We start from the raw sequence: 20,468 nt of genomic DNA on the forward strand, positions 1-20,468 counted from the left end.
CTTGACCCCTTTAGCACTGCAAGTGCTTACAGGAACGCCGCCGGCCGGGCGCGAGATGCAGCACTTCTTCGCGCGCCGTACGCCGGCGGTTTAGCAGCGCATAAAAAGGCCTGAGTAAACGACGACGGGCGGCCGTTTCCGGCCGCCCGTCGTCCCCTGCACTACTGACTTACTGCTGACTTACCACTTCCAGCCCACCCCGGCGTTCACGCCGACATCATGGCCCGTGGTCGAGACACCGGCGCCGTAGCCCCAGCGTCCGCTGCCCGACAAGCCCTTGAAGTTCACCGCGACCGCGCTGTAGCCCTGGTACGAGCCGAAGCCGACGCCGATCGTCTTCTCGCCTGCATTGAGCGACGGCAGGTACGTGCCGCTCATCGCCATTGCGAGTGCCGTGCCGGCGTAGGCCTGGCGTGCGACGTTGTTCACGTTGCTCTGCAGGTTGCCGAGCTGCGAGACGGTTGCCGCATCGGTCGGGGCCACGCCCGGCGCGATGTTGGTGAGGCGTCGCTCGCCGCCGGCCGTGCCGAACGAGACGGTGTTGTCTTCCGTCGCGACCGAGTTCTGGCCGATGGCGATCGAGTTGGCGCCCGACGCAGCCGCACCGTTGCCGATGGCGACCGAACCCGCACCGGAAGCACGCGAGTTCACGCCGATCGCCACTGCCGGCGCGCCCGAGGCAACCGCGTTGGCGCCGATCGCCACCGAGTTCGCGTTCGTCGTCGTGGCACGGTAGCCCATGGCCGTCGTGTTGTCGCCGGTTGCGTTGGCGCTCGAGCCGTAAGCCGTCGCGCCTTCGCCGTTGGCGGTCACGCACAGGCCCGAGCCCGTTGCGTCCACACCGTTCACCGAGGAGCAGCTTTGCACGGCCGCGTTCTGGATCGCACCGCCCGTGGCGCCGCGCGTCTGCACGGTGCCGTCGTTGTTCATGCCGCCGGCCAGCGTGCCCATGAAGGCATTACCCGATGCGTTCGCGGAGTCGATCATCTCCACCACAGGCGCGATCGAGGTCGACAGCGAGCTGACCGTCGAGGTGACCGTCGAGAGACCGGTCGACAGCGAGGAAATGCCCGTCGAGGTCGACGCGGACAGATCGTTCATCGTCGTCGACAGCGAGTCGACGCCGCCGGAACTGGTCGCGGCCGCAGTCGAGAGGCTCTGCAGGCTGCTATTGGTCGTGTCGATGCTCGTGGACAGCGAATTGAAACCGGCCGCGGTGGTCGTCGACAGCGAATTCAGGTTGCTATTGGTCGTGTCGATGCCGGTCGAGAGCGAGGCGACGCTCGACGAAGTGGACGTCGACAGCGAATTCAGGTTGCTGTTGGTCGTGTCCAGACCGGTCGACAGCGAGTCCACGCCCGTCGAGAGCGAAGCGACGCTCGACGAGGTCGACGACGACAGCGACTCCACGCCAGTCGAAAGCGAGGCGACGCTCGACGAGGTCGACGTCGACAACGAATTCAGGTTGCTGTTGGTCGTGTCGATGCCGGTCGAGAGCGAGGCGACGCTCGACGAGGTCGACGACGACAGCGACTCCACGCCGGTCGACAGCGAAGCGACGCTTGACGAGGTCGACGTCGACAGCGAATTCAGATTGCTGTTGGTCGTATCGATGCCGGTCGAGAGCGACGCGACGCTCGACGAGGTCGACGTCGACAGCGAATTCAGGTTGCTGTTGGTCGTGTCGATGCCGGTCGAGAGCGAGGCGATGCCCGTGGAGGCCGAGGTCGACAGCGAGACCACGACGGTCGAGAGCGAAACCACGCCGGTCGAGAGCGAAATGATGCCCGTGGACAGTGAGCTCACGCTGGTCGAGGTCAGCGTGGACAGCGACGAGAGACCCGTCGACAGATCCACGTAGCCCGTGGACGTCGAAGTCGAGAGCGAGTCGAGCATGCTGTCGGTGGTCGACAGGCCGGTCGACAGCGACGAAAGACCCGTGGAAGTCACCGTCGAGAGCGAGCTCAGACCCGTGGAGGTCGAGGTCGAGAGCGTGTCGATGCTCGTCGAGAGCGAGCTTGCGCTCGTCGAGGCCGAGGTGGACAACGAATCGACGCCGGTCGACAGGCTCGCCAAGTTGCTATCGGTGGTCGAGAGACCGGTCGAGAGCGAGGACAGACCCGTGGAGGTCGAAGTCGAGAGCGTGTCGATGCTCGTCGAGAGCGAGCTTGCGCTCGTCGAGGTCGAGGTGGACAACGAATCGATGCCGGTCGAGAGCGAGGACAGGCCCGTGGAGGTCACGGTCGACAGCGAGCTCAGGCCCGTCGAAGCGGAAGTCGAGAGCGTGTCGATGCTCGTCGAGAGCGAGCTTGCGCTCGTCGAAGCCGAGGTGGACACGGAATCGATGCCTGTCGACAGCGAGCTCAGACCCGTGGAGGTCGAGGTCGACAGCGTATCGATGCCGGTCGACAGCGAGGACAGGCCCGTGGAGGTCACGGTCGACAGCGAGCTCAGACCCGTGGAAGCCGAAGTCGACAGCGTGTCGATGCTCGTCGAGAGCGAGCTTGCGCTCGTCGAGGCCGAGGTGGACAACGAATCGACGCCGGTCGACAGCGAGCTCAGACCCGTGGAGGTCGAGGTCGACAGCGTGTCGATGGAGGTCGAGAGCGAGCTGACGCCCGTCGAGGCCGAGGTCGACAGCGAATCGATGCCGGTCGAGAGCGACGACAGACCCGTGGAGGTCACCGTCGACAGCGAGCTCAGACCCGTGGACGTGACGGTCGAGAGCGAGCTCAGACCCGTGGAAGCCGACGTCGAGAGATTGTCGATGGAGGTCGAGAGCGAGCTGACGCCCGTCGAGGCCGAGGTCGACAGCGAATCGACGCCGGTCGAGAGCGAGGACAGACCCGTGGAGGTCACGGTCGAGAGCGAGCTCAGACCCGTGGAAGCCGAAGTCGACAGATTGTCGATCGAGGTCGAAAGCGAGCTGACGCCCGTCGAGGCGGAGGTCGACAGCGAATCGACGCCGGTCGACAGCGACGACAGACCCGTGGAGGTCACGGTCGAGAGCGAGCTCAGACCCGTGGAAGCCGAAGTCGACAGCGTGTCGATGCTCGTCGAAAGCGAGCTTGCGCTCGTCGAGGCCGAGGTGGACAGCGTATTGACGCCCGTCGAGAGGCTTGCCAGGTTGCTGTCGGTGGTCGACAGACCCGTCGAAAGCGAGCTCAGACCCGTCGATGCCGACGTCGAGAGATTGTCGATGGCGGTCGAGAGCGAGCTGACGCCCGTCGAGGCCGAGGTCGACAGCGAGCTCAGACCCGTGGAGGTCGAGGTCGACAGCGTATCGACGCCGGTCGAGAGCGACGACAGACCCGTGGAGGTCACCGTCGAGAGCGAGGAGAGACCCGTCGAAGCGGACGTCGACAGTGTGTCGATGCTTGTCGAGAGCGAGCTCACGCCCGTCGAAGCCGAGGTCGAGAGGCTGTCGATGCCGGTCGAGAGCGAGCTTGCGGTCGTCGAGGTCGAGGTCGAGAGCGAGCTCAAACCGGTCGAGGTCGTGGTGGACAGCGAACCGATGCTGGTCGAAGACGACGCGGACAGATCAGCCAGGGCCGTCGACAGCGAGTCCATGTTGCCGTTGCTGTTGGCAGTCGCGGTCGAAAGGCTGTTGAGGCTGCTGTTGGTCGTCGAAAGACTCGTGGACAGCGTATCGACGCTCGTCGAGAGCGAGGACATGCCCGTGGACGTGACCGTCGAGAGCGAGGAGAGACCCGTCGACGACGAGATGGACAGGCTGTTGAGGTTGCTGTCGGTGGTCGAAAGACCGGTCGAGAGCGACGACAGGCCCGTGGACGTCACCGTCGAAAGCGAGGAGAGACCCGTCGACGACGAGATGGACAGGCTGTTGAGGTTGCTGTCGGTGGTCGAAAGACCGGTCGAGAGCGACGACAGGCCCGTGGACGTCACCGTCGAAAGCGAGGAGAGACCCGTCGAAGACGAGATGGACAGGCTGTCGAGATTGCTGTTGGTCGTCGAGAGACCGGTCGACAGCGACGACAGGCCCGTCGAGGCCGAAGTCGAGAGCGAGCTGATGCTCGTCGATAGGCTCGAGTCGCTCGTGCTCAGCTGGGCGACCGTCACGGCGTCCTGCTGTGCCGAGCCGTCCGCGACGTTGGTGATGCGGCGCTGCGCGCTCGTGCTGCCAACCGAGACTTCGGCCGCCGGCGCGGCCTTGCCGGTCGCGTAGCCGGTGCCCGTCGGGGCGGCTGCGCCGGTCGTGCTGTTGGAGCCGATCGACACGCTGTCCGCGTAGGCGGCATTCGCATTGGGGCCGATCGCTACGGCATTCGCCGCGCTGGCCACCGTGGTGCTGCCGAGGGCGATCGCACCGCTGGCCGTGGCGGACGTGGTGAGGCCGAGCGCGATCGCGCCGTTGCCCGTCGCCTTGTTGGCGCTGCCGAGCGCGACTGCGCCGTCGCCCGTTGCGCTCTGTGCGCGGCCAATGGCCACGGCACCGCCCGCGGCGGTCGTGCTGTTCGCCGTCGTGGCACCCGAGCCGATCGCGACGTTCTGGCCCATCGCGCCCGCCACCGAGCTGTCGCCCTGTGCGATGCCATATGCGCCTTGTGCAACGGCAAGGTAGCCGAGCGCCACACCCGAGGTGCCGGCCGCCGTCGACTGGGCGCCGATCGCGATCGAGCTCGTGCCGGTTGCGTTCGCTAGCGAGCCGATGGCGATCGTGTCGGTGTTCGACGCGGTCGCGCCAATACCCGATGCGAACGAGCCTTGCCCGCTCGCCACCGAATAGATGCCGAATGCCACGGCGCCCGCGCCGCTCGCATTTGCGCCCCAACCGCTCGCAAATGCACCGAAGCCGTTTGCCTTTGTATCGCAACCCAGCGCGATCGTGTTCAAGCCCCACGACTGGGTCTGGGTCACTCCGTTGCCGGACTGCGTGACGTTGCCACGGTTGATACTCGAGAAGCCGGTATAGCCGGAGGTCTGGCCCGGGCCAACGTTGAACGGACCGTCATAGTTGGTCGCCGAGGTCTGTACGCCGAAGCCGTAAATGCCCCCCGTATACTTGGAGTCACCGTTGCCGTAGACGCCGGCGTAGCTCATGTTCGTCAGGCGGTTACAGTCGCCGTCGCCCATCATCGCCATCGAGTTCGCGGAAGCGCTGCCGCCCTGGCCGCCGGAGCTGGCGGCCCGCACGCTGGTTCCGGAAGCGTTGTTGGTCATACCGGTATCGGTAATCACGAACGAGGCAAATGCGGAAGCCGGCGCGAGCGCCGCCACCAACGAAGCGCCCGCCGCGACCGCGGCAAGCACGCACTTCGACTTGGTGCGCTTGCCGCGTGCCTTGTCCAGTTCGGATACAGCAACCCAGGCGCCCAGCGCCTCATTCCATACACAACGATATGCCTTGTTCATACCACCCTTAGGTCGGACTCATGAGCCTCAACCGGCTCTTTGATTTCGGTTTTTTAACCGGCCACACGTTTCCGATCTTGTGTTCGGAAATCGAATGCGCGAAGCATTCCATCCGGCGCCAACCCGCTCTATAGAATTCCTTCTATTCCTTTTGGACGTGCACTCGTATTCGGAATTGTCTTAGCCGGTCAACCCGCCATTGGCCGACCCCATAAGCATTTTCAAGGCTCGGAACACCCTACTTTTAAATTCGTTTAAATCGGCCCCAGTAATTGACGTCGATAAACAATTGCCCCGGTTTTCGAATTGCGCCTTCATCCCGGGCAGCGAATAATCCCGCTTCCGCCATCGCGCGGAATAATTCGAGATATTCGAATTATTCCGATATCTCCGTTTTCACCGCCGGCGCACACTGCCTCACATCGCACGTCCCAGCAATCCCCCGCGCCAATAGACGGAAAACACATCATGAGAATCGGCATCTCGGTGCTCAGCCACGAAGGCCAGAACATCTGGCAGAACGGGCTCGGCCAGAACGTCATCTTCATTGCCCAAGCTTTCCAGCGGCTCCCGTTCGTCGAGTCCGTCGTGCTCATCGACGTCGGCAGCGAACGGCGTCTGCCGCAACAGGTCGACACCATCGCGCCGGGTCTCGCTATCGTCACGCAGCACGAAGCCACGGACGCCGTCGACGTGGTCATCGAGATGGCCGGCGCGCTCGACAATGCGTGGCTCGATCTGATGCGTGCGCGTGGCCGCAAGGTGGTCTATTACTGCTGCGGCCAACCCTACGTGGGGCTCGTGGAGCCTGCCGTGTTCAACAAGCCCGTGCATACCTCACGCCCCGACCGCTGCGACGAAATCTGGGTCGTATCCAAGGACCGCCTGCACATTCCGATGATGCGTACGCTGCATCGCTGCCCCGTGCATGTCGTGCCTTACGTCTGGCATCCCGGCTTTCTGCAGGCGCGCATTGCCGAGGTCGCCCGCCACGGTCTGCAGTACGGCTACACAACCGGGCGCGGCCGCAGCGAGCGCGAAGCCGCCGGCGGCGCGCTGCGCGTGGCGATCTTCGAGCCGAATATCTCGGTGGTGAAATGCTCGAGCATCCCGATGCTCGCCTGCGACGAGGCCTATCGCGCCGACCGCGCGAGCGTCGCCGCCATGCACGTGCTCAACACGTTGCACATGAAAGATCACCTGACGATGCTGCATCTCGCGAATTCGCTCGATCTCGTGCGCGAGCACCGCGCCACCTTTCATGGCCGGCACGACATCGTCGGCTTCATGGCGCAGCACGCGGACGCCGTGCTCGCGCACCAATGGGACAACGACCAGAACTACAGCTATCTCGACGCGCTGTACGGCGACTACCCGCTCGTGCACAACTCGCCGTGGCTCGCCGGCTTTGGCGCGGGCTACTACTACGCGGGCTTCGATGCGCACGAAGGCGGCCAGCAGTTGATTGCCGCCGCGCGCACCCACGACGCCGGGCTCGATGCGTATCGCACCCGCACGCGCGCCGTCTTCGACGCTGTCGATCCGTATAACGAAGCCAATCTGAAAGGCTACGCGGAGCGCCTGCTAGCGCTGGCCGAACACACGCTCAACCGGAGGTCCGCATGAGCACGCCCGAAACCGTCCAGTCGCCCGCGCAACACCCATCTGCGCAGCGCCGCCGCGCCGCATCGGCGCCTCACGGCCTCAAGGTCGGCGTGTCGCTCTACGTGCGCAAGGGCGAGCAGTCGCTGTGGGAAAACGGCATCTTCCAGAATTGTCTCTTTCTCGTGATGCTGCTGCGCAAGATCTCGGCGGTGGCCGAGGTCTACCTCGTGATCGGCGGCGGCGACGGCGACTTCGACGATGCGCGCCGCTTCATCAAGGACGCGCCCGCGCCGCTCATCGACATGGCCGACGCCGCCACGCGGCTCGATTTGATGATCGAGATGAGCGCGCAACTCGACCGCGCGTGGATCGCCAATTTCCGCGAGCGCGGCGGCAAGGTCGTCTCGATGCGCGTGGGCAACGACTACGTGATCGACGTCGAGCGCATGACCTTTAACCTGCCGCACGCGCTGCTCATCAGCGGCGCGCAGTACGACGAGATCTGGACCCTCGCCGAGTATGAGACCACCTGCATGCCGTACTATCGCAGCGCCATGCGCGCGCCGGTGCGCATCATGCCGCATCTGTGGAGCCCGCTCGTGCTCGAGAAGGCCGCCGAAGCGCTGCCCGAGGGCCAGCGCTTTGGCTACGAGCCGGGGCGCCGCCGCTGGCGCGCGGGCATCTTCGAGCCCAACATCTGCATGGTCAAGACGAGCCAGATTCCGATGCTGTGCTGCGAGTCCGCGCACCGCGAGAATCCCGATCTGCTCGAGCACGTCTGGGCCTACAACACGCTCAAGGCCAAGGAGCACGCGGGCTTTCGCAGCTTCGCGAATAGCCTCGACATCGTGCGTCACGGGCTTGCGTCGTTCGAAGGACGCTTTCCGTTCTATCAGGTCATGGCGCAGCACGTGGATGCGGTCGTCACGCATCAATGGGAAAACCCGCAGAATTACCTGTACTACGAAGCATTGCACGGTGGTTACCCGCTCGTGCACAACTCGCACCTGATCGGCAACTGTGGCTACCGCTACCACGACTTCGACTGCGAGGAAGGCGGACGTGCCTTGCTGCGCGCGTTCGCCACGCACGACGCCCACCTTGCCTCGTACCGGCGCGACGCACAGGCGTTCCTCGCCACGCTGCACCCCGAGTATGCCGACAACGTCTACGCCTACGGCGCAGCCATCGCAGCGCTGTTCGAAAAGGAAATGGCATGAACACCCGCACGTACAACGGCCCGAGCGAGGCGAAGGGCCTCAGAATCGGCATCACCATCGGACTGCACCAGCCCAACGAGACGCTCTGGAACAACGGCATCAAGCAAAACGCGGTGTTCCTCGCCGAAACGCTGCGGCACTGCCCGGGCGTGGCGAGCACCCTGCTCGTGAACACGACGGGCGTGCCGGTGACGGGCGACCTGCCATGGAATCTCGCACGCTGGCCAACGCATGCGTTCGACGAGGTGAAGAACGAACTCGACGTCGTGATCGAACTGGGTGGCCAGCTGGACGGCGAGCGCACCGCGTGGCTGAAGTCTCGCGGCGTACGGCTGGTCTCGTACTGCTGCGGATTCGAGTACATCCACGCAACGGAAGGAATCCTCTTCAACAAGCCGATGTGGAACGGCAACCTGTTCGTCAACCAGCGCTACGACGACATCTGGATCATCCCGCAGGTGGCGGGCAACAGTCAGTCCTACCTCGAGGTTCTGCGCCGCACGAGGGGACGTGTCGTGCCGTTCGTGTGGAGCCCGATCTTCCTCGAGGAGCGCACCCGCGCCCTGCCCGGCGGCGGCGTGTACGCGCCGCGTGCCGAAGGCCGCGCGCCGGCACGGCTCACGGTGATGGAGCCCAACATCAACATCGTGAAGTTCTGCCTCTACCCCGCGCTGATCGCGGAGCTCGCCTACCGCGCCCGGCCCGAAGCCATCGAGCTGCTTCAGGTGACCAACGCGCTGAAGCTCGCGCAGGAGAACCGCGACTTCATCGCGCTGATGAACCACCTCGACATCGTGCGCGAGCACAAGGCGGTGTTCCTCGGACGCTACGACACGCCGACTTTCCTTGCGCAGAACACCGACGTCGTGGTCTCGCACCAGCTCGAAAACCCGCTCAACTACTTTTATCTGGAGGCGTGCTGGCAGGGTTATCCGCTCGTGCACAACGCCACGCTGTGCCGCGAGCTCGGCTACTACTACGAGGGCAACGACGCCCACGAAGGCGCCCAGCGGCTCATCGAGGCGATCGATGCGCGTGGGCACGACGTGGCGGGCTGGCGCATGAGCCAGCGGCGCGCGATCGCCCGCTTCCTGCCGTTCAACGAGCCGGTGGTACAGACGTATCAGGCGCTGCTCGACGAGCTGATGGCGCGTCCCCTGCGATAGGGTCTGTCGCGCTCGCGACAGACCCCAGGCTGGCGAGCCGCGCGCGCTCGCGCAAGGGAAGGCGCACGAATGCGCCGCTCCCTCAGCCGCCCGCGGCCGCCGCCTCGAACACCATGGTGCGCGCCGCCGCGTCGTAGCGGCACACGACCTTCGCTCCCTCCTTCACCGCGCCCTTGAGCATCTCCTTCGCCAGCTCGTTTTCGAGCGTCTGCTGGATCTGGCGCTTGAGCTCGCGTGCGCCATATTCCGGCCGATAGCCCTCGGCGGAGAGGAAATCCACCACGCTCTCGTCGAAAGTCAGTTCGATATCCTGACTATGCGCCATGCGCTGCACTTGCTCCAGTTGCAGGCGCACGATCGCGCGCAGCTCGTCGTCGGTGAGCGGCTGGAACACGATGATGTCGTCGATGCGGTTCAGGAATTCGGGCCTGAAATGCTGGCGCAACTCGGCCAGCACCGCGCTTTGCATCGAGGCGTCGGCATTCGAGAGGAAGCCCGGGCCCGAGCGCTTCTGCCCCGACACCACGTCCGAGCCGAGATTGCTCGTCGCAATCACGATCGTATTGCTGAAGTCGACCACGCGCCCCTTGCCGTCCGTGAGCCGGCCATCGTCGAACACTTGCAGCAGCACGTTGTAGACGTCGGGATGGGCCTTTTCGATTTCGTCGAGCAGGATCACGCAGTAAGGACGGCGGCGCACGCGCTCGGTGAGCTGGCCGCCCTCGTCATAGCCGACGTAGCCGGGCGGCGAGCCGATCAGGCGCGACACGGCGTGGCGCTCCATGTACTCGCTCATGTCGATGCGCACGATGGCGTCCTCGTCGCCGAATACCACTTCGGCCAGCGCCTTCGCGAGCTCCGTCTTGCCCACACCCGTGGGGCCGAGAAACAGGAACACGGCGGTTGGCCGCCGGCCGCGCCGCAAGCCCGCACGCGAGCGGCGCACCGCATCGCTCACCGCGGTGATCGCCTGCTGCTGGCCGATCACGCGCTCGTGCAGGCGCTTTTCCATCTCCAGCAGGCGCGTGCGCTCTTCCGCAGTCAGTTGCGTGACCGGCACGCCCGTGAGCTTCGAGACGATCTCCGCGACCTGCTCGGTCGTCACGTCGGAGGTCACCGAGCCGAGGCGGCCTTTCCATTCGCCGGTGGCGTCGGCCAGCGCCTGCTCCTTCTCGGCGATGGGCTCGTCGAGCGCATGCGCGCGCTCGAAGTTCTTGCGCGTCGCCGCGTAGTCCTGCTCGCGCTTGAGCTGCGCGAGCTCGGCCTCGAGCTCGAGAATCTGCGCGGGACGCGAAGTCGCCGATAAATGCACGCGCGCCGCCGCCTGGTCGATGAGGTCGATCGCCTTGTCGGGCAGGAAGCGGCCCGTGATGTAGCGGTCCGAGAGCTCGGCGGCGGACACGAGCGCGTCGTCGCGAATGGTCACGTGATGATGCACTTCGAGCTTGTCGCGCAGGCCGCGCAGGATGTTGATGGTCTGGTCCACGCTCGGCTCGGACACGAACACGGGCTGGAAGCGCCGCTCGAGCGCGGCGTCCTTTTCGATGTACTTCTGGTACTCCGAAAGCGTGGTCGCGCCGATCAGGTTCAGCTCGCCGCGCGCCATCGCGGGCTTGAAGACGTTGGCGATGTCGAGCCCGCCCTCGCTGCCGCCCTGGCCCGCGCCCACGATCATGTGCACTTCGTCGATGAACAGCACGAGGCTGTCGCGCTGGGCGTTGATTTCCTCCATCACGCCCTTCACGCGCTCTTCGAATTCGCCGCGATACTTCGCGCCCGCAATCAGGCCGTTGACGTTGAGCTCGACGAGGCGCCGGCCGCGCAGCGACTCCGGCACGTCGCCGCCCAGCATGCGTTGCGCGAGGCCTTCGGCGATCGCGGTCTTGCCTACGCCCGGCTCGCCGATCAGCACCGGATTGTTCTTGCGGCGCCGTGCGAGCACCTCCACGACGGTCTCGATCTCGCTCGAGCGCCCGATCACGGGATCGAGCTTGCCTTCGCTCGCGAGTGCGGTGAGGTCGCGGCTGTACTGGTCGAGTTGCGGCGTGGGGCTCGGCGCCTTGGCGGCCGCATGCTCGCGCTGGTCGCCCTGCGCTTCCACGAGACGCTGCAACACCTTCTGCGGCGTGACGCCGAGGCGGCTCAGCAGATGACCCGCGAAACTGTCCTGCACCTGCGCGAGCCCGAACAGCAGATGCTCGGGCGCCACGTAGCTGTGGCCGAGCTCGCGGGAAACGAGAAATGCGCGATCGAGCGCGCTCTTCAGGCGTGGCGAAACGGCCACGCGGCCTTCCTCGCCCACGGCGGCCGGTTCGCGTTTTTGCGCGTTGGCGTCGATGAACGCCCGCACGTCGTCGGGCTCGATGCCGAGGCGCCGGAGCACAGCCGCAGCCACATCGTTGCCGGCGAGCTCGTAGAGCAGATGCTCCGTATCGATTTCGCGGCGGCCGAACTGCACGGCGCGCTCCGCTGCACGCTGGAGCAAATCGCGCGCCACGTCGCTGAAATAGCGCTCGACGATGGAGCCGTCGCCCGCCTCCATCGTGTGCGGCGCGCCGGGCACCCCCACCTCTGCGGATGGCTGCTGGGACGCGCGGAACAGCGCTTCGAGCGGGCTCAACGTGCGCTCATGGCGCGTGAGCTGGGCGTAGTGATAGTCGCAGACGTCGAGAAAGCGCCGCCGGCCGTCCTGCAACACGGCCACCCGCACGGTCGCGGGACGCACGCCGCATATGTCGCAGTTGAACTGAGCCATCTCCCCTCCTTGGTAGCCTTGTTAGCCACGTGCCGTGCGCGCGCACGGGTGCACCGGGGAGCCGGGACGACGTGTGCAGCGAGTCAGGCGCATGACAGCGTGAGTGAACGCGAAGATGCGAAGAACGCAAGGGCAAAGCGAAGTCCAACCGTCATCGTAACGTCGATTCGGCTGGCGTGCCGGTTGGCTGCTTGGGGGGCGAGTGGCGTGAGCGCTGCCGGACCTGGCGCGCCGGGGCGGCATGCCAGGTCAGACGAATCGGAACATGCGGGCAATGGGCGGCGGGGTTCTCGCGCGTCGCGCGCTTCCCGCCCGTGAAGGCCCGCGAACGGCTGCGGAAGGCCGGGCGAGAAGCGCGCTTAAGGAGGGGGTAACGCAGAAGTTCAGGCGGGCGTGGACGGCACCTGCTTCATCCACGCGCTCAGCAGCGCCGACGACACCGCCAGGATCACGGGGCCAATAAAGAGGCCCACGATGCCGAACGCGAACATGCCGCCCAGCACGCCGGAGAGTATCAGCAGCATCGAGAGATTCACGCCGCGCCGGATCAGTACTGGCCGCACCACGCTGTCGATCATCATGACCATGACCGACCACACCGCGAGCAGAATCGCCACGACGTGCGCGTCGTGCACGAACAGCCAGACGACGCCGCCGATCAGCGGCAGGCCCGGCCCGATTTGCGCGAGGCAGAGCATCAGCATCAAGGCGGTGAGCACGCCCGCGCCTGGCACGCCGGCCACCGCGAGGCCAATGCCGCCCAGCGCCGATTGCAGCACGGCCGTGACGACGATACCGAGCGCGACGGCGCGAATCGAGGCGCCCGCGAGCTTCACGGCTTCCGGGCCCTGGCTCGGGGAGATGCGCGCCGCGAAGCGCGTGACGTAAGTGGCCGCATGCTCGCCCTGGTTGTAGAGCACGCCCGTGATGATCACCGTGACGACCATGTGCATCACGAACACGCCCACCGATGCCGCGTGGCCGATGAGCCAGTGCGCCGCGATCGACACGTAGGGCTCGAGCTGCGCGAGCATCCCACCCGGACCCGCGTCCGAGAGCGTCTGCCACTCATTGGCCACGCGCGAGCCCACCACGGGCACGTCGTGAATCCAGCCGGGCGGCGGCGGCAAGGCGTACTCGGGCAGCTTGCGGATCAGATCCATGATTTCGCTGCCGTGCGCCGCGAGCGTCGAGATCGCTTCATAGAGCGGCAGGACGATCACGACCAGCAGGATCAGCAGCATGACGAGGGTGGCGAGCCAGCGCCGCTGGCCCACGCGCCGCTCGACGGCGAGCATCGCGGGCCACGTCGCGACGACGATCGTGGTCGCCCAGATCAGCCCTGGCAGGAACGGGCGCATGACGTAGAGGGAGCCGACCGTCAATGCGCAGAGAATCGCGACGACGAACAATACGCGAGCAATATCTGGCAGGTCTTGCGACTTCACGGGGTCTCCTCGCGGCAGGCAGGCCGCATCAACGCAACAGACTTGGAACTCGAGCGGCGCCCCCCGGGCCCGCACGCGCGGCCCGGGAGCGCGACGCCGCCGAGCCGCTAGTCTACCCGGATGGGCCATGATCCGTCGCGAAATAGCACTCAATCCGCTCGATCGCCGATAATGGCCGCTCCCCTCCCGCCCAACCGTCCAACCGCAAACCGCCACCCGCGAAAGAGACTCGCCATGTCCGCATCCGTTTCGAAATTGCCCTGCGTGCTCCTCACCAACGACGACGGCATCGACGCGCCCGGCCTCGCCGTGCTCGAAGCCGTCGCGGCCGAGCTCGCGCATGAAGTGTGGGTCGTCGCGCCCGAGCACGACCAGAGCGGCACCTCGCATTCGATCAGCCTGCACTCGCCGCTGCGCGTGAGCCGCCGCGGCGAGCGCCGCTTCGGCGTGCTCGGCACGCCCGGCGACTGCGTGGTGATGGCCGTGCGTCACCTGATGGGCGACGTCACGCCCACGCTCGTGCTCTCGGGCATCAATCGCGGCGCCAACCTGGGTGTGGAAACGATGTTTTCGGGCACGGTGGGCGCGGCCATGACGGGTCTCCTGCTCGGCCTGCCGTCGATCGCGCTCAGCCAGGCCTTCCGCGACCGCGAGCACGTGCGCTGGGATACGGCCCGTGCGCTCGCACCGGACGTGATCCGCCGCCTCGCCGCGGTTTCGCACGAGGCGCCGGTGTGTCTGAACGTGAATTTCCCGGATGTGGATGCCAGCGCCGCAGGACCGCTTACCGTCACGCGTCAGGGCGTGGGGCTCGTGCAGGGGATCGACGTCGTCCCGCAGATCGATCCGCGCGGCATGGAATATCACTGGCTGCGTTTCACGCGCGGCCCGCGCGAGAACGGGCCGGATTCGGAAACGGCCGTGGTCGGCTCGGGGCGCGTTGCGGTCACGCCGCTCAATTTCGACCGCACCGACGAGCGGACTTTCTCGGTGCTCGAGCAGGCGCTGGGCACGGACCGCTGATCGGGCGGCCGTGCGCGGCGCGCTCCAGGGCCGCTTATTGGCGTGTGCAGGCCCTAGTCCTGCACCAGCGCGAGCACGCGCAACGGACTGCCCGACCCGGCCTGAATCTTCAGCGGCGCCGACACGATCACCGCGCCCGTGGGCGGCAGCTGATCGAGGTTCTTCAGGCATTGCAGCCCATAACGGTTCGATCCATGCATGAGCGTGTGGCACGGATACGGCAGTGGCCAGGCGTAGGCCTGCCCCGCGTCGGTGTTGATGGTCTCGACACCGAAGCCGTGAACCTTGCGCTCATGAATGAGCCACTCGACGGCCTCCTGCGTCGGCCCCGGCGTGTGCGCGCCGTCTTCGCGCAGGTTCAGGAACTCGGCCGGTTCCGTGCGGTTGGACCAGTCCGAGCGCAGCAAGATCCATGCGCCGGCCGGAATGCGGCCGTGCCGCGCCTCCCACGCCTCCAGAAAGCCCACGGTCAGGAGCCAGTCGGGATTCGCGGCGACTTCGGCGCTCGCGTCCACCACCACGGCCGGCGCGATGAAATTTTTCACGTCGATGGTGTCCACGGCGTTCTGCGCATGGTCCTTGCCGGAAATCCAGTGCACCGGCGCATCGAAGTGGGTCCCGGTGTGCTCGCCACACGAGAAGTTGTTCCAGTACCAGCCCGGGCCCTGCTCGTCGTACTGGCTGATCTTCTCCATCTTGAACGCCCACACCTGGCCGAACTGCGGCGGCAATTGCAAGGCCGGAAATTCGGGCGACAGCGTTTGCGTGAGATCCACGACGCGCACACGGCCGCTCGCCAGATCGGTGGTCAGTTGCTCCAGACTGCTCGTCATCTTGCGCTCCTCGCTCAGGGCCTGTTCACACCAAAATTATCTTTAGGTCTAAATCAATTCAAAATCATGGTTAACCCCTTCGGGGACGTGGTATGTTTGCGTTCCGGCGCAGGCAGTCCGCGCTTCGCAGTGGCCGTCGATACTCGCTATCCGCGCTTGTCGTCCGAACTGACCGTCCGCCGTTGCCTTCTTTACGCACTTTCCCCGTATGAGCCTGTCTCCCACCAGCAGCTTTGTCGACAGTTACACCCCGGCGCTCCTCGCCCAGGTCAGCCAGTTGATCTCCGGCGAGTTCCACGTGATCGTGCAGGCCGCCGGCTTCGAGATCTCGGACTGGCGCGTGCTCTCCACGCTTTCCGATGGGAAAGCGGTGAGCATCGGGCGCCTCGCGCAAGTTTCCGTTACGAAACAACCGACCGTGACGCGCCTGCTCGACCGCATGGAGGCGCAAGGCTACGTCAAGCGCATTCCCAGCGAGACCGACCGGCGCGTCACGCTCGTGCGCATCACGCCGCAAGGACAGAAGCTCGTTTCCGAACTGATCGTGCAGGCGAAGCTGCACGAGGATCAGGTGCTCGCGCCGCTAGGCGCGCAAAAGGCCGAGGAATTGAAGGCCACGCTGCGCATGCTGATCGACCTGCATCGCCCGGCTGCCTGACACCGGGGCACGCCGCGCCGCCGCTCGCAGGCGGCACGGCTCAGCCCTGGCGTGCGCGCGCGGCGGCGTCCTCTGCGGCGCCTTCAATCGCGCGGCGCAAATCGTCTGGAATCGGCATGGCCTTATGCGTGTCGAGCGAGGTCGTCACGATCGTCTGCTGGGCGCTCATGCGCATGACGCCGTCCGTGCCCGTGCATGCCCACGCCAGCGTAAGCGATGCCTGGCCGATGCGCTCCACGTCGAGCGAGAGCCACACTTCGTCGCCCATCTTGCTGACCGCCTTGAAATCGACCTCCAGATGCACCGTGGGCATGCCCACGCGACGCGCACCGATCACGCCGTGATAGCCCTCGGGCAAAAGCGCGTCGATCCACGACTCGATGAGATCGTTGAACAGCACGAAGTACTGCGGGTAGAACACGATGCCGGCCGGATCGCATTCGGAAAAGTGAATCTTGTGCAGCCGGCTGAACACGGGCGCGTGCGTTTTCATTGCAATGTCTCCCTCCAGGTACGCGCGGCGATTATGCCAGCGCGTGCCGTGCGAGCGCGGCGCGCAGCTTGTGGCCGTGCTCGTCGGCGAGCGCCGCGTCGCGCAGATCGCGCAAGGTCGCGGGCGCGAGGCGCGCGCCCGCGCGCACCACGGCGCTCATGAGCGTCTGGTAATTCGCGAGCCCGCGGGCATGCGTGTCGCTGTAGCCCTTCACGAGACGCTGGCATTGCGCGACTTCGACGGCCAGCGCCGGATTGTGCTGCGCAGACTGCACGATCTGATGCAACCAGGCCTCGATGCGCGCGCTCTCCAGCTCGTAACGCAGCGTGCGCCGGCGCATGCCGCGCAGACGCGCGAGCCCATAGAGCAGCAGGTAGCCGCGCAGCGAGCTCGTCTTGACCACGCGCCCCGCTTTCGTATGGCGCTCGACGAGACGATGAATGACGTGCGGCCTGGCGAGCCAGCGGCCGATGCCGGCGGGCAGCGTCTCGCAGATTTCCTCGATGCGCGGATGCATGAATTCGTTGATGGCGAGCAGCTGGTCCGGCTGCGCGCGCACCTCGCCGCGCACGCGCTCGAAACGCGAGGCACGCGTCTTGAGGTCGGCCACGCGAATCGTGTCCTCGTACGACATCCACAGCGCGAGATGGCGCGCCGTCTCGCGCAGCAAGGCGCCGCGCGCCTCGGGCAGCGTGCGGCGCAGGTTCGCGAGCCGGTCGAGATAGAGCGCCGCATATTCGGGGTCCTGATAATCGATCAGCCTGCGCACGCCCTCGATGGCGAACGACTGGGCCTCGGCGGGCAGCTCCGCGCGCACGCGTTCGAGCAAACGGGCCACGGCCGGGTCGCGTGGCGCTGGCGCGGGTGCCTCGTCGCTTGATTTAGAAGGCTGTGCGTGGTCTTGCGCATCGCCGTCGTCGGCGTCTGCACGCGCGTAGCCCAGCTCGAAGGCGCGCAGGCTCGGCTTCACGCCCACGCCGCCGCGCTCGATCGTTTCCTCGAACTGCCGGCGGCTGAACGGCAACACGCCGGTGCCGGCAAGCGCGCCGAACAGCACCGCGCTGATCACACTGCCGCTCGCAACGGCTGCCTGCGCCATGTCGAAACGCACGAAGCGCTTCGCAGCCGCGCCCGCGTGGGCGATGAGCGCGCCGTCGTCCACCCGGCCGTCGCCCATCGCGGTCTTTTCGGCAATCGAGTACACGCGGTGCGTCGAGGCCACGAGCGTCGTGTGCCCCGGCGTGACGAGCCCGCGCTGCACGGCGCGGCCCGCCTCCATCAGCTCGGAGGCAAGCACCACGTCGACGTCGCCGGGCAGCGGCATCAAGGCGAGAATCGGCGTGCGCGGCTCGTCTTCGTCGCGCGCGAAGAGCTCGACGTAATAGATCGTCGCGCCGGTGCGTTGCGCGACGCCCGGCACCGAGGTGGTCTGCGCGTAATAGCCGTTGTGCTCGCCCAGGTCGACGACCCAGTCGGCCAGCACGCCGCCGCCCTCGCCGCCCATGGCGAGAATCGCAATCTTGATCGGTTGTGCTTTGTTCATGGTGTTGCCCGGGAGTCTCGAGGGTCGACGGTCAAAAGGCATAGCGCGCGCGGCGGCGCGCCTCGCGGCGCTGCAGCCAGCCGATCGCCACGTCGCGCACGCGCTGGCGCAGCTTGTCCATTTTCGAAGGATTGCTGATGATCTGCGCACGGTAGAACGACGGGCACAGCACCGCCGCGTGCGAGACCTCGCCGCACAGGCCGCAGCCGACGCAACTGTCGAGCACGCTCGCCACCGGATCGGTACGCAGCGGATCGGGGTTGGGCTTGATCGAGAGCGACGGGCAGCCCGAGAGGCGGATGCACGAATGATCGCCCGTGCAGGTGTCCGAATCCACGCCGAAGCGCTCGCGCACCACGCGCTCGCCCGCGGCGATCGCCAAGCGCCGCTTCGGCTTCTCGCGGCGCTCCTTGTTCAGCATGCACTCGCTCTGCGCGATCAGCACCTTCGGCCCTTTCGCGCCGGTGGTGAGCGCTTCCTTGAGCGTCGCCATCATCGTCTTGAGGTCGTAGGTGCGGCGCACCGTCTTCACCCACTTCACGCCCACGCCGCGCACCGCCTGCTCGATTTCGTGGCCCGTGCTGCGCGTGGGGTTCAGGGCCGTCGACGAAAGAATGTCTTGCCCGCCCGTGGCCGACGTATAGCTGTTGTCGACGACGATCGTGAGGTTGTCGCTCTTGTTGAAGACCGCGTTGGCAATGCCGCTCGTGAGGCCGTTGTGCCAGAAGCCGCCGTCGCCCATCACCGAAATGGCGCGCTTGTCCGCGCTCGCGTTGAGCGCCGATGCGCTCGCGCTGCCGAGGCCGTAGCCCATGGTCGTCGCGCCCAGGTTGAACGGCGGCAGGATCGAGAACAGATGGCAGCCAATGTCGGCGCTCACGTGGTGCGGGCCCAGCTCGCGCTCGACGAGCTTCATCGCCGTGAAGATCGGACGCTCCGGGCACCCCGTGCAAAAGCCCGGCGGGCGGGCGTGCACGCTGTCGTCGAGCGGCGGCACCGATGCGGCGGGTGCGCTTTCCACGCCTTCCACGCTTGCCACGCCGTGCTCACCCGCGCGCGCCGCCCCGGACGTCGAAGCGACCACTTCCGCACGCCCCGCCGGCTCACCGGCGGGCACCGCCTTCACCGGAATCACCTTGCGCGGCGCCGGTTGCGCCTCGAGCACGCCATAGCGCTCGAAGAACGCGCGCAGCCCCTTCATGACCGTCGCCGCGTTGTATTCGCCGGCGAGCGGCAACACGTCCTTGCCATGCAGCGCGGCGCCCACGCCGCGCTGACGCAAGATCGCGCTCGCGTTCTGCTCGACGAAGTTCGGCTGCCCTTCTTCGATCACGAGCACGGCGCGCTTGCCGGCACAGAATCGTTCCCACTCCGAATCGATGAGCGGATACGCCACGTTCATCACGTAAAGCGGAATCTGCGTTTCGCCATAGACGTCCGCGAGGCCGAGCCGCTCGAGCGCGCGCAGCACCGTGTTGTAGCTGCCGCCCTGCACCGCGATGCCGATATCGCGTGCATCGGCCGAGAAAAATTCGTTGAGCTGCCGCTCTTCGATGAACTTCACGGCGGCCGGCCAGCGCTCGTGAATCTTCTCGCGCTCATGCAGGAAGCTCGCGGGCGGCAGCACGATGCGCTCGACGTCGCGCTTTGGGTGTTCGAGCGCGTCCTTGATGGTGAAGGCCGAGCGGCGGTTCTCGGACGCCACGAACTGGCCGTGCACATGGCAGGCGCGAATGCGCAGTTGCAGCATGACGGGCGTGCTGCTCGCCTCGGAGAGGTCGAAGCCGTCCTTCACCGCCTGCACGATCGAGGGCAGATTGGGGCGCGGATCGAGCAGCCAGATCTGCGACTTCATGGCGAACGCGTGGCTGCGCTCCTGCATGATCGAGGAGCCCTCGCCGTAGTCTTCGCCGACGATGATGAGCGCGCCCCCGGTCACGCCGCCCGAGGCGAGATTCGCGAGCGCGTCGGACGCGACGTTCGTGCCCACCGTGGCCTTGAAGGTGACCGCGCCGCGCAGCGGATAGTTGACGGAGGCGGCCAGCGACGCCGCGGCGGTGGCCTCGCTCGCGCTGTTCTCGAAGCGAATGCCATGGTCGCTCAGGATGTCCTGCGCGTCCGCGAGCACGTCCATCAGATGCGAGATCGGCGCGCCCTGGTAGCCGGCCACGTACGCCACGCCCGATTCGAGCAGCGCCTTCGTCACGGCGAGAATGCCTTCCCCGCTGAACACCTCGCCCGCGCCAAGGCGCAGCTTCTTCACTTCCTCGACAAACGACCGCTCTGCCATGACCGTCCCCTTCGATGATCTGTCTCTGCCGCCCGGCGCACCCATGCCGCGCGTCAGGTCA

The 20,468-nt window shown here is 66.4% G+C and carries 12 protein-coding genes; 5 read left to right on the top strand and 7 right to left on the bottom strand.

Features of this window, described 5'->3' with window-relative positions; genetic code table 11:
- Positions 1–180: 180 nt before the first annotated feature.
- Entirely contained in the window at positions 181–5,373 is a 5,193-nt protein-coding gene (locus EYW47_RS00180) for an ESPR-type extended signal peptide-containing protein (protein WP_133192875.1), read from the bottom strand.
- Between the two features lie 468 nt (positions 5,374–5,841).
- On the opposite strand from EYW47_RS00180, the gene EYW47_RS00185 reads away from it, so the two are divergent.
- Genes EYW47_RS00185 through EYW47_RS00195 form a run of 3 tightly spaced genes read left to right on the top strand, consistent with a single transcriptional unit; the run spans position 5,842 to position 9,364 of the window.
- Entirely contained in the window at positions 5,842–6,999 is a 1,158-nt protein-coding gene (locus tag EYW47_RS00185) for a DUF2827 domain-containing protein (protein WP_133192876.1), read from the top strand.
- A complete protein-coding gene (locus EYW47_RS00190; RefSeq protein WP_133192877.1) occupies positions 6,996–8,198 on the top strand; it encodes a DUF2827 domain-containing protein in 1,203 nt (400 codons plus the stop codon). The genes EYW47_RS00185 and EYW47_RS00190 overlap by 4 nt, the downstream gene beginning before the upstream one ends.
- Complete coding sequence (locus EYW47_RS00195) at positions 8,195–9,364, top strand: DUF2827 domain-containing protein (protein WP_133192878.1); 1,170 nt, start codon at positions 8,195–8,197, stop codon at positions 9,362–9,364. Before EYW47_RS00190 ends, EYW47_RS00195 begins: the two co-directional genes overlap by 4 nt.
- Positions 9,365–9,446: 82 nt before the next feature.
- Here the strand turns inward: EYW47_RS00195 and EYW47_RS00200 are convergent, their stop codons facing one another.
- The gene (locus EYW47_RS00200) at positions 9,447–12,119 is read right to left on the bottom strand and encodes an ATP-dependent Clp protease ATP-binding subunit (protein ID WP_133192879.1); all 2,673 of its coding nucleotides are present in this window, start codon (positions 12,117–12,119) and stop codon (positions 9,447–9,449) included.
- Positions 12,120–12,502: 383 nt separating this feature from the next.
- On the bottom strand, positions 12,503–13,567 hold the full coding sequence (ydiK, locus tag EYW47_RS00205) for an AI-2E family transporter YdiK (RefSeq protein ID WP_240763471.1): 1,065 nt from the start codon (positions 13,565–13,567) through the stop codon (positions 12,503–12,505).
- A gap of 234 nt (positions 13,568–13,801) precedes the next feature.
- On the opposite strand from ydiK, the gene surE reads away from it, so the two are divergent.
- Positions 13,802–14,590 carry a 5'/3'-nucleotidase SurE gene (gene surE / locus EYW47_RS00210; protein WP_133192881.1) on the top strand — a complete coding sequence of 263 codons (789 nt, stop codon included), beginning with the start codon at positions 13,802–13,804 and terminating at the stop codon, positions 14,588–14,590.
- A 53-nt stretch (positions 14,591–14,643) separates the two neighbouring features.
- Here the strand turns inward: surE and EYW47_RS00215 are convergent, their stop codons facing one another.
- A complete protein-coding gene (locus EYW47_RS00215; RefSeq protein WP_133192882.1) occupies positions 14,644–15,423 on the bottom strand; it encodes a cyclase family protein in 780 nt (259 codons plus the stop codon).
- Between the two features lie 208 nt (positions 15,424–15,631).
- Between EYW47_RS00215 and EYW47_RS00220 the strand changes: the two genes are divergently transcribed.
- Positions 15,632–16,081, top strand: coding sequence for a MarR family winged helix-turn-helix transcriptional regulator (locus EYW47_RS00220; protein WP_133192883.1), 450 nt, complete (start codon positions 15,632–15,634; stop codon positions 16,079–16,081).
- A gap of 40 nt (positions 16,082–16,121) precedes the next feature.
- Here EYW47_RS00220 and EYW47_RS00225 read toward each other — a convergent pair whose 3' ends face one another.
- The 3 genes from EYW47_RS00225 to EYW47_RS00235 are packed head-to-tail and all read right to left on the bottom strand — an operon-like array spanning position 16,122 to position 20,407.
- The gene (locus EYW47_RS00225; protein WP_133192884.1) at positions 16,122–16,574 is read right to left on the bottom strand and encodes an acyl-CoA thioesterase; all 453 of its coding nucleotides are present in this window, start codon (positions 16,572–16,574) and stop codon (positions 16,122–16,124) included.
- Positions 16,575–16,605: 31 nt separating this feature from the next.
- On the bottom strand, positions 16,606–18,117 hold the full coding sequence (locus tag EYW47_RS00230; RefSeq protein WP_133192885.1) for an indolepyruvate oxidoreductase subunit beta family protein: 1,512 nt from the start codon (positions 18,115–18,117) through the stop codon (positions 16,606–16,608).
- Positions 18,118–18,148: 31 nt separating this feature from the next.
- On the bottom strand, positions 18,149–20,407 hold the full coding sequence (locus EYW47_RS00235) for a thiamine pyrophosphate-dependent enzyme (RefSeq protein WP_133192886.1): 2,259 nt from the start codon (positions 20,405–20,407) through the stop codon (positions 18,149–18,151).
- Positions 20,408–20,468: the final 61 nt, after the last annotated feature.

The sequence above is a fragment of the Paraburkholderia silviterrae genome, from assembly GCF_004353915.1.
In the GTDB taxonomy this organism is placed as follows: Bacteria; Pseudomonadota; Gammaproteobacteria; order Burkholderiales; family Burkholderiaceae; genus Paraburkholderia; species Paraburkholderia silviterrae.

Bases quoted from the DNA above. Each gene is read 5' to 3' on its own strand.
- EYW47_RS00180 (WP_133192875.1), bottom strand. From the start codon at position 5,373: ATGAACAAGGCATATCGTTGTGTATGGAATGAGGCGCTGGGCGCCTGG.
- EYW47_RS00185 (WP_133192876.1), top strand. From the start codon at position 5,842: ATGAGAATCGGCATCTCGGTGCTCAGCCACGAAGGCCAGAACATCTGG.
- EYW47_RS00190 (WP_133192877.1), top strand. From the start codon at position 6,996: ATGAGCACGCCCGAAACCGTCCAGTCGCCCGCGCAACACCCATCTGCG.
- EYW47_RS00195 (WP_133192878.1), top strand. From the start codon at position 8,195: ATGAACACCCGCACGTACAACGGCCCGAGCGAGGCGAAGGGCCTCAGA.
- EYW47_RS00200 (WP_133192879.1), bottom strand. From the start codon at position 12,119: ATGGCTCAGTTCAACTGCGACATATGCGGCGTGCGTCCCGCGACCGTG.
- surE (WP_133192881.1), top strand. From the start codon at position 13,802: ATGTCCGCATCCGTTTCGAAATTGCCCTGCGTGCTCCTCACCAACGAC.
- EYW47_RS00215 (WP_133192882.1), bottom strand. From the start codon at position 15,423: ATGACGAGCAGTCTGGAGCAACTGACCACCGATCTGGCGAGCGGCCGT.
- EYW47_RS00220 (WP_133192883.1), top strand. From the start codon at position 15,632: ATGAGCCTGTCTCCCACCAGCAGCTTTGTCGACAGTTACACCCCGGCG.
- EYW47_RS00225 (WP_133192884.1), bottom strand. From the start codon at position 16,574: ATGAAAACGCACGCGCCCGTGTTCAGCCGGCTGCACAAGATTCACTTT.
- EYW47_RS00230 (WP_133192885.1), bottom strand. From the start codon at position 18,117: ATGAACAAAGCACAACCGATCAAGATTGCGATTCTCGCCATGGGCGGC.
- EYW47_RS00235 (WP_133192886.1), bottom strand. From the start codon at position 20,407: ATGGCAGAGCGGTCGTTTGTCGAGGAAGTGAAGAAGCTGCGCCTTGGC.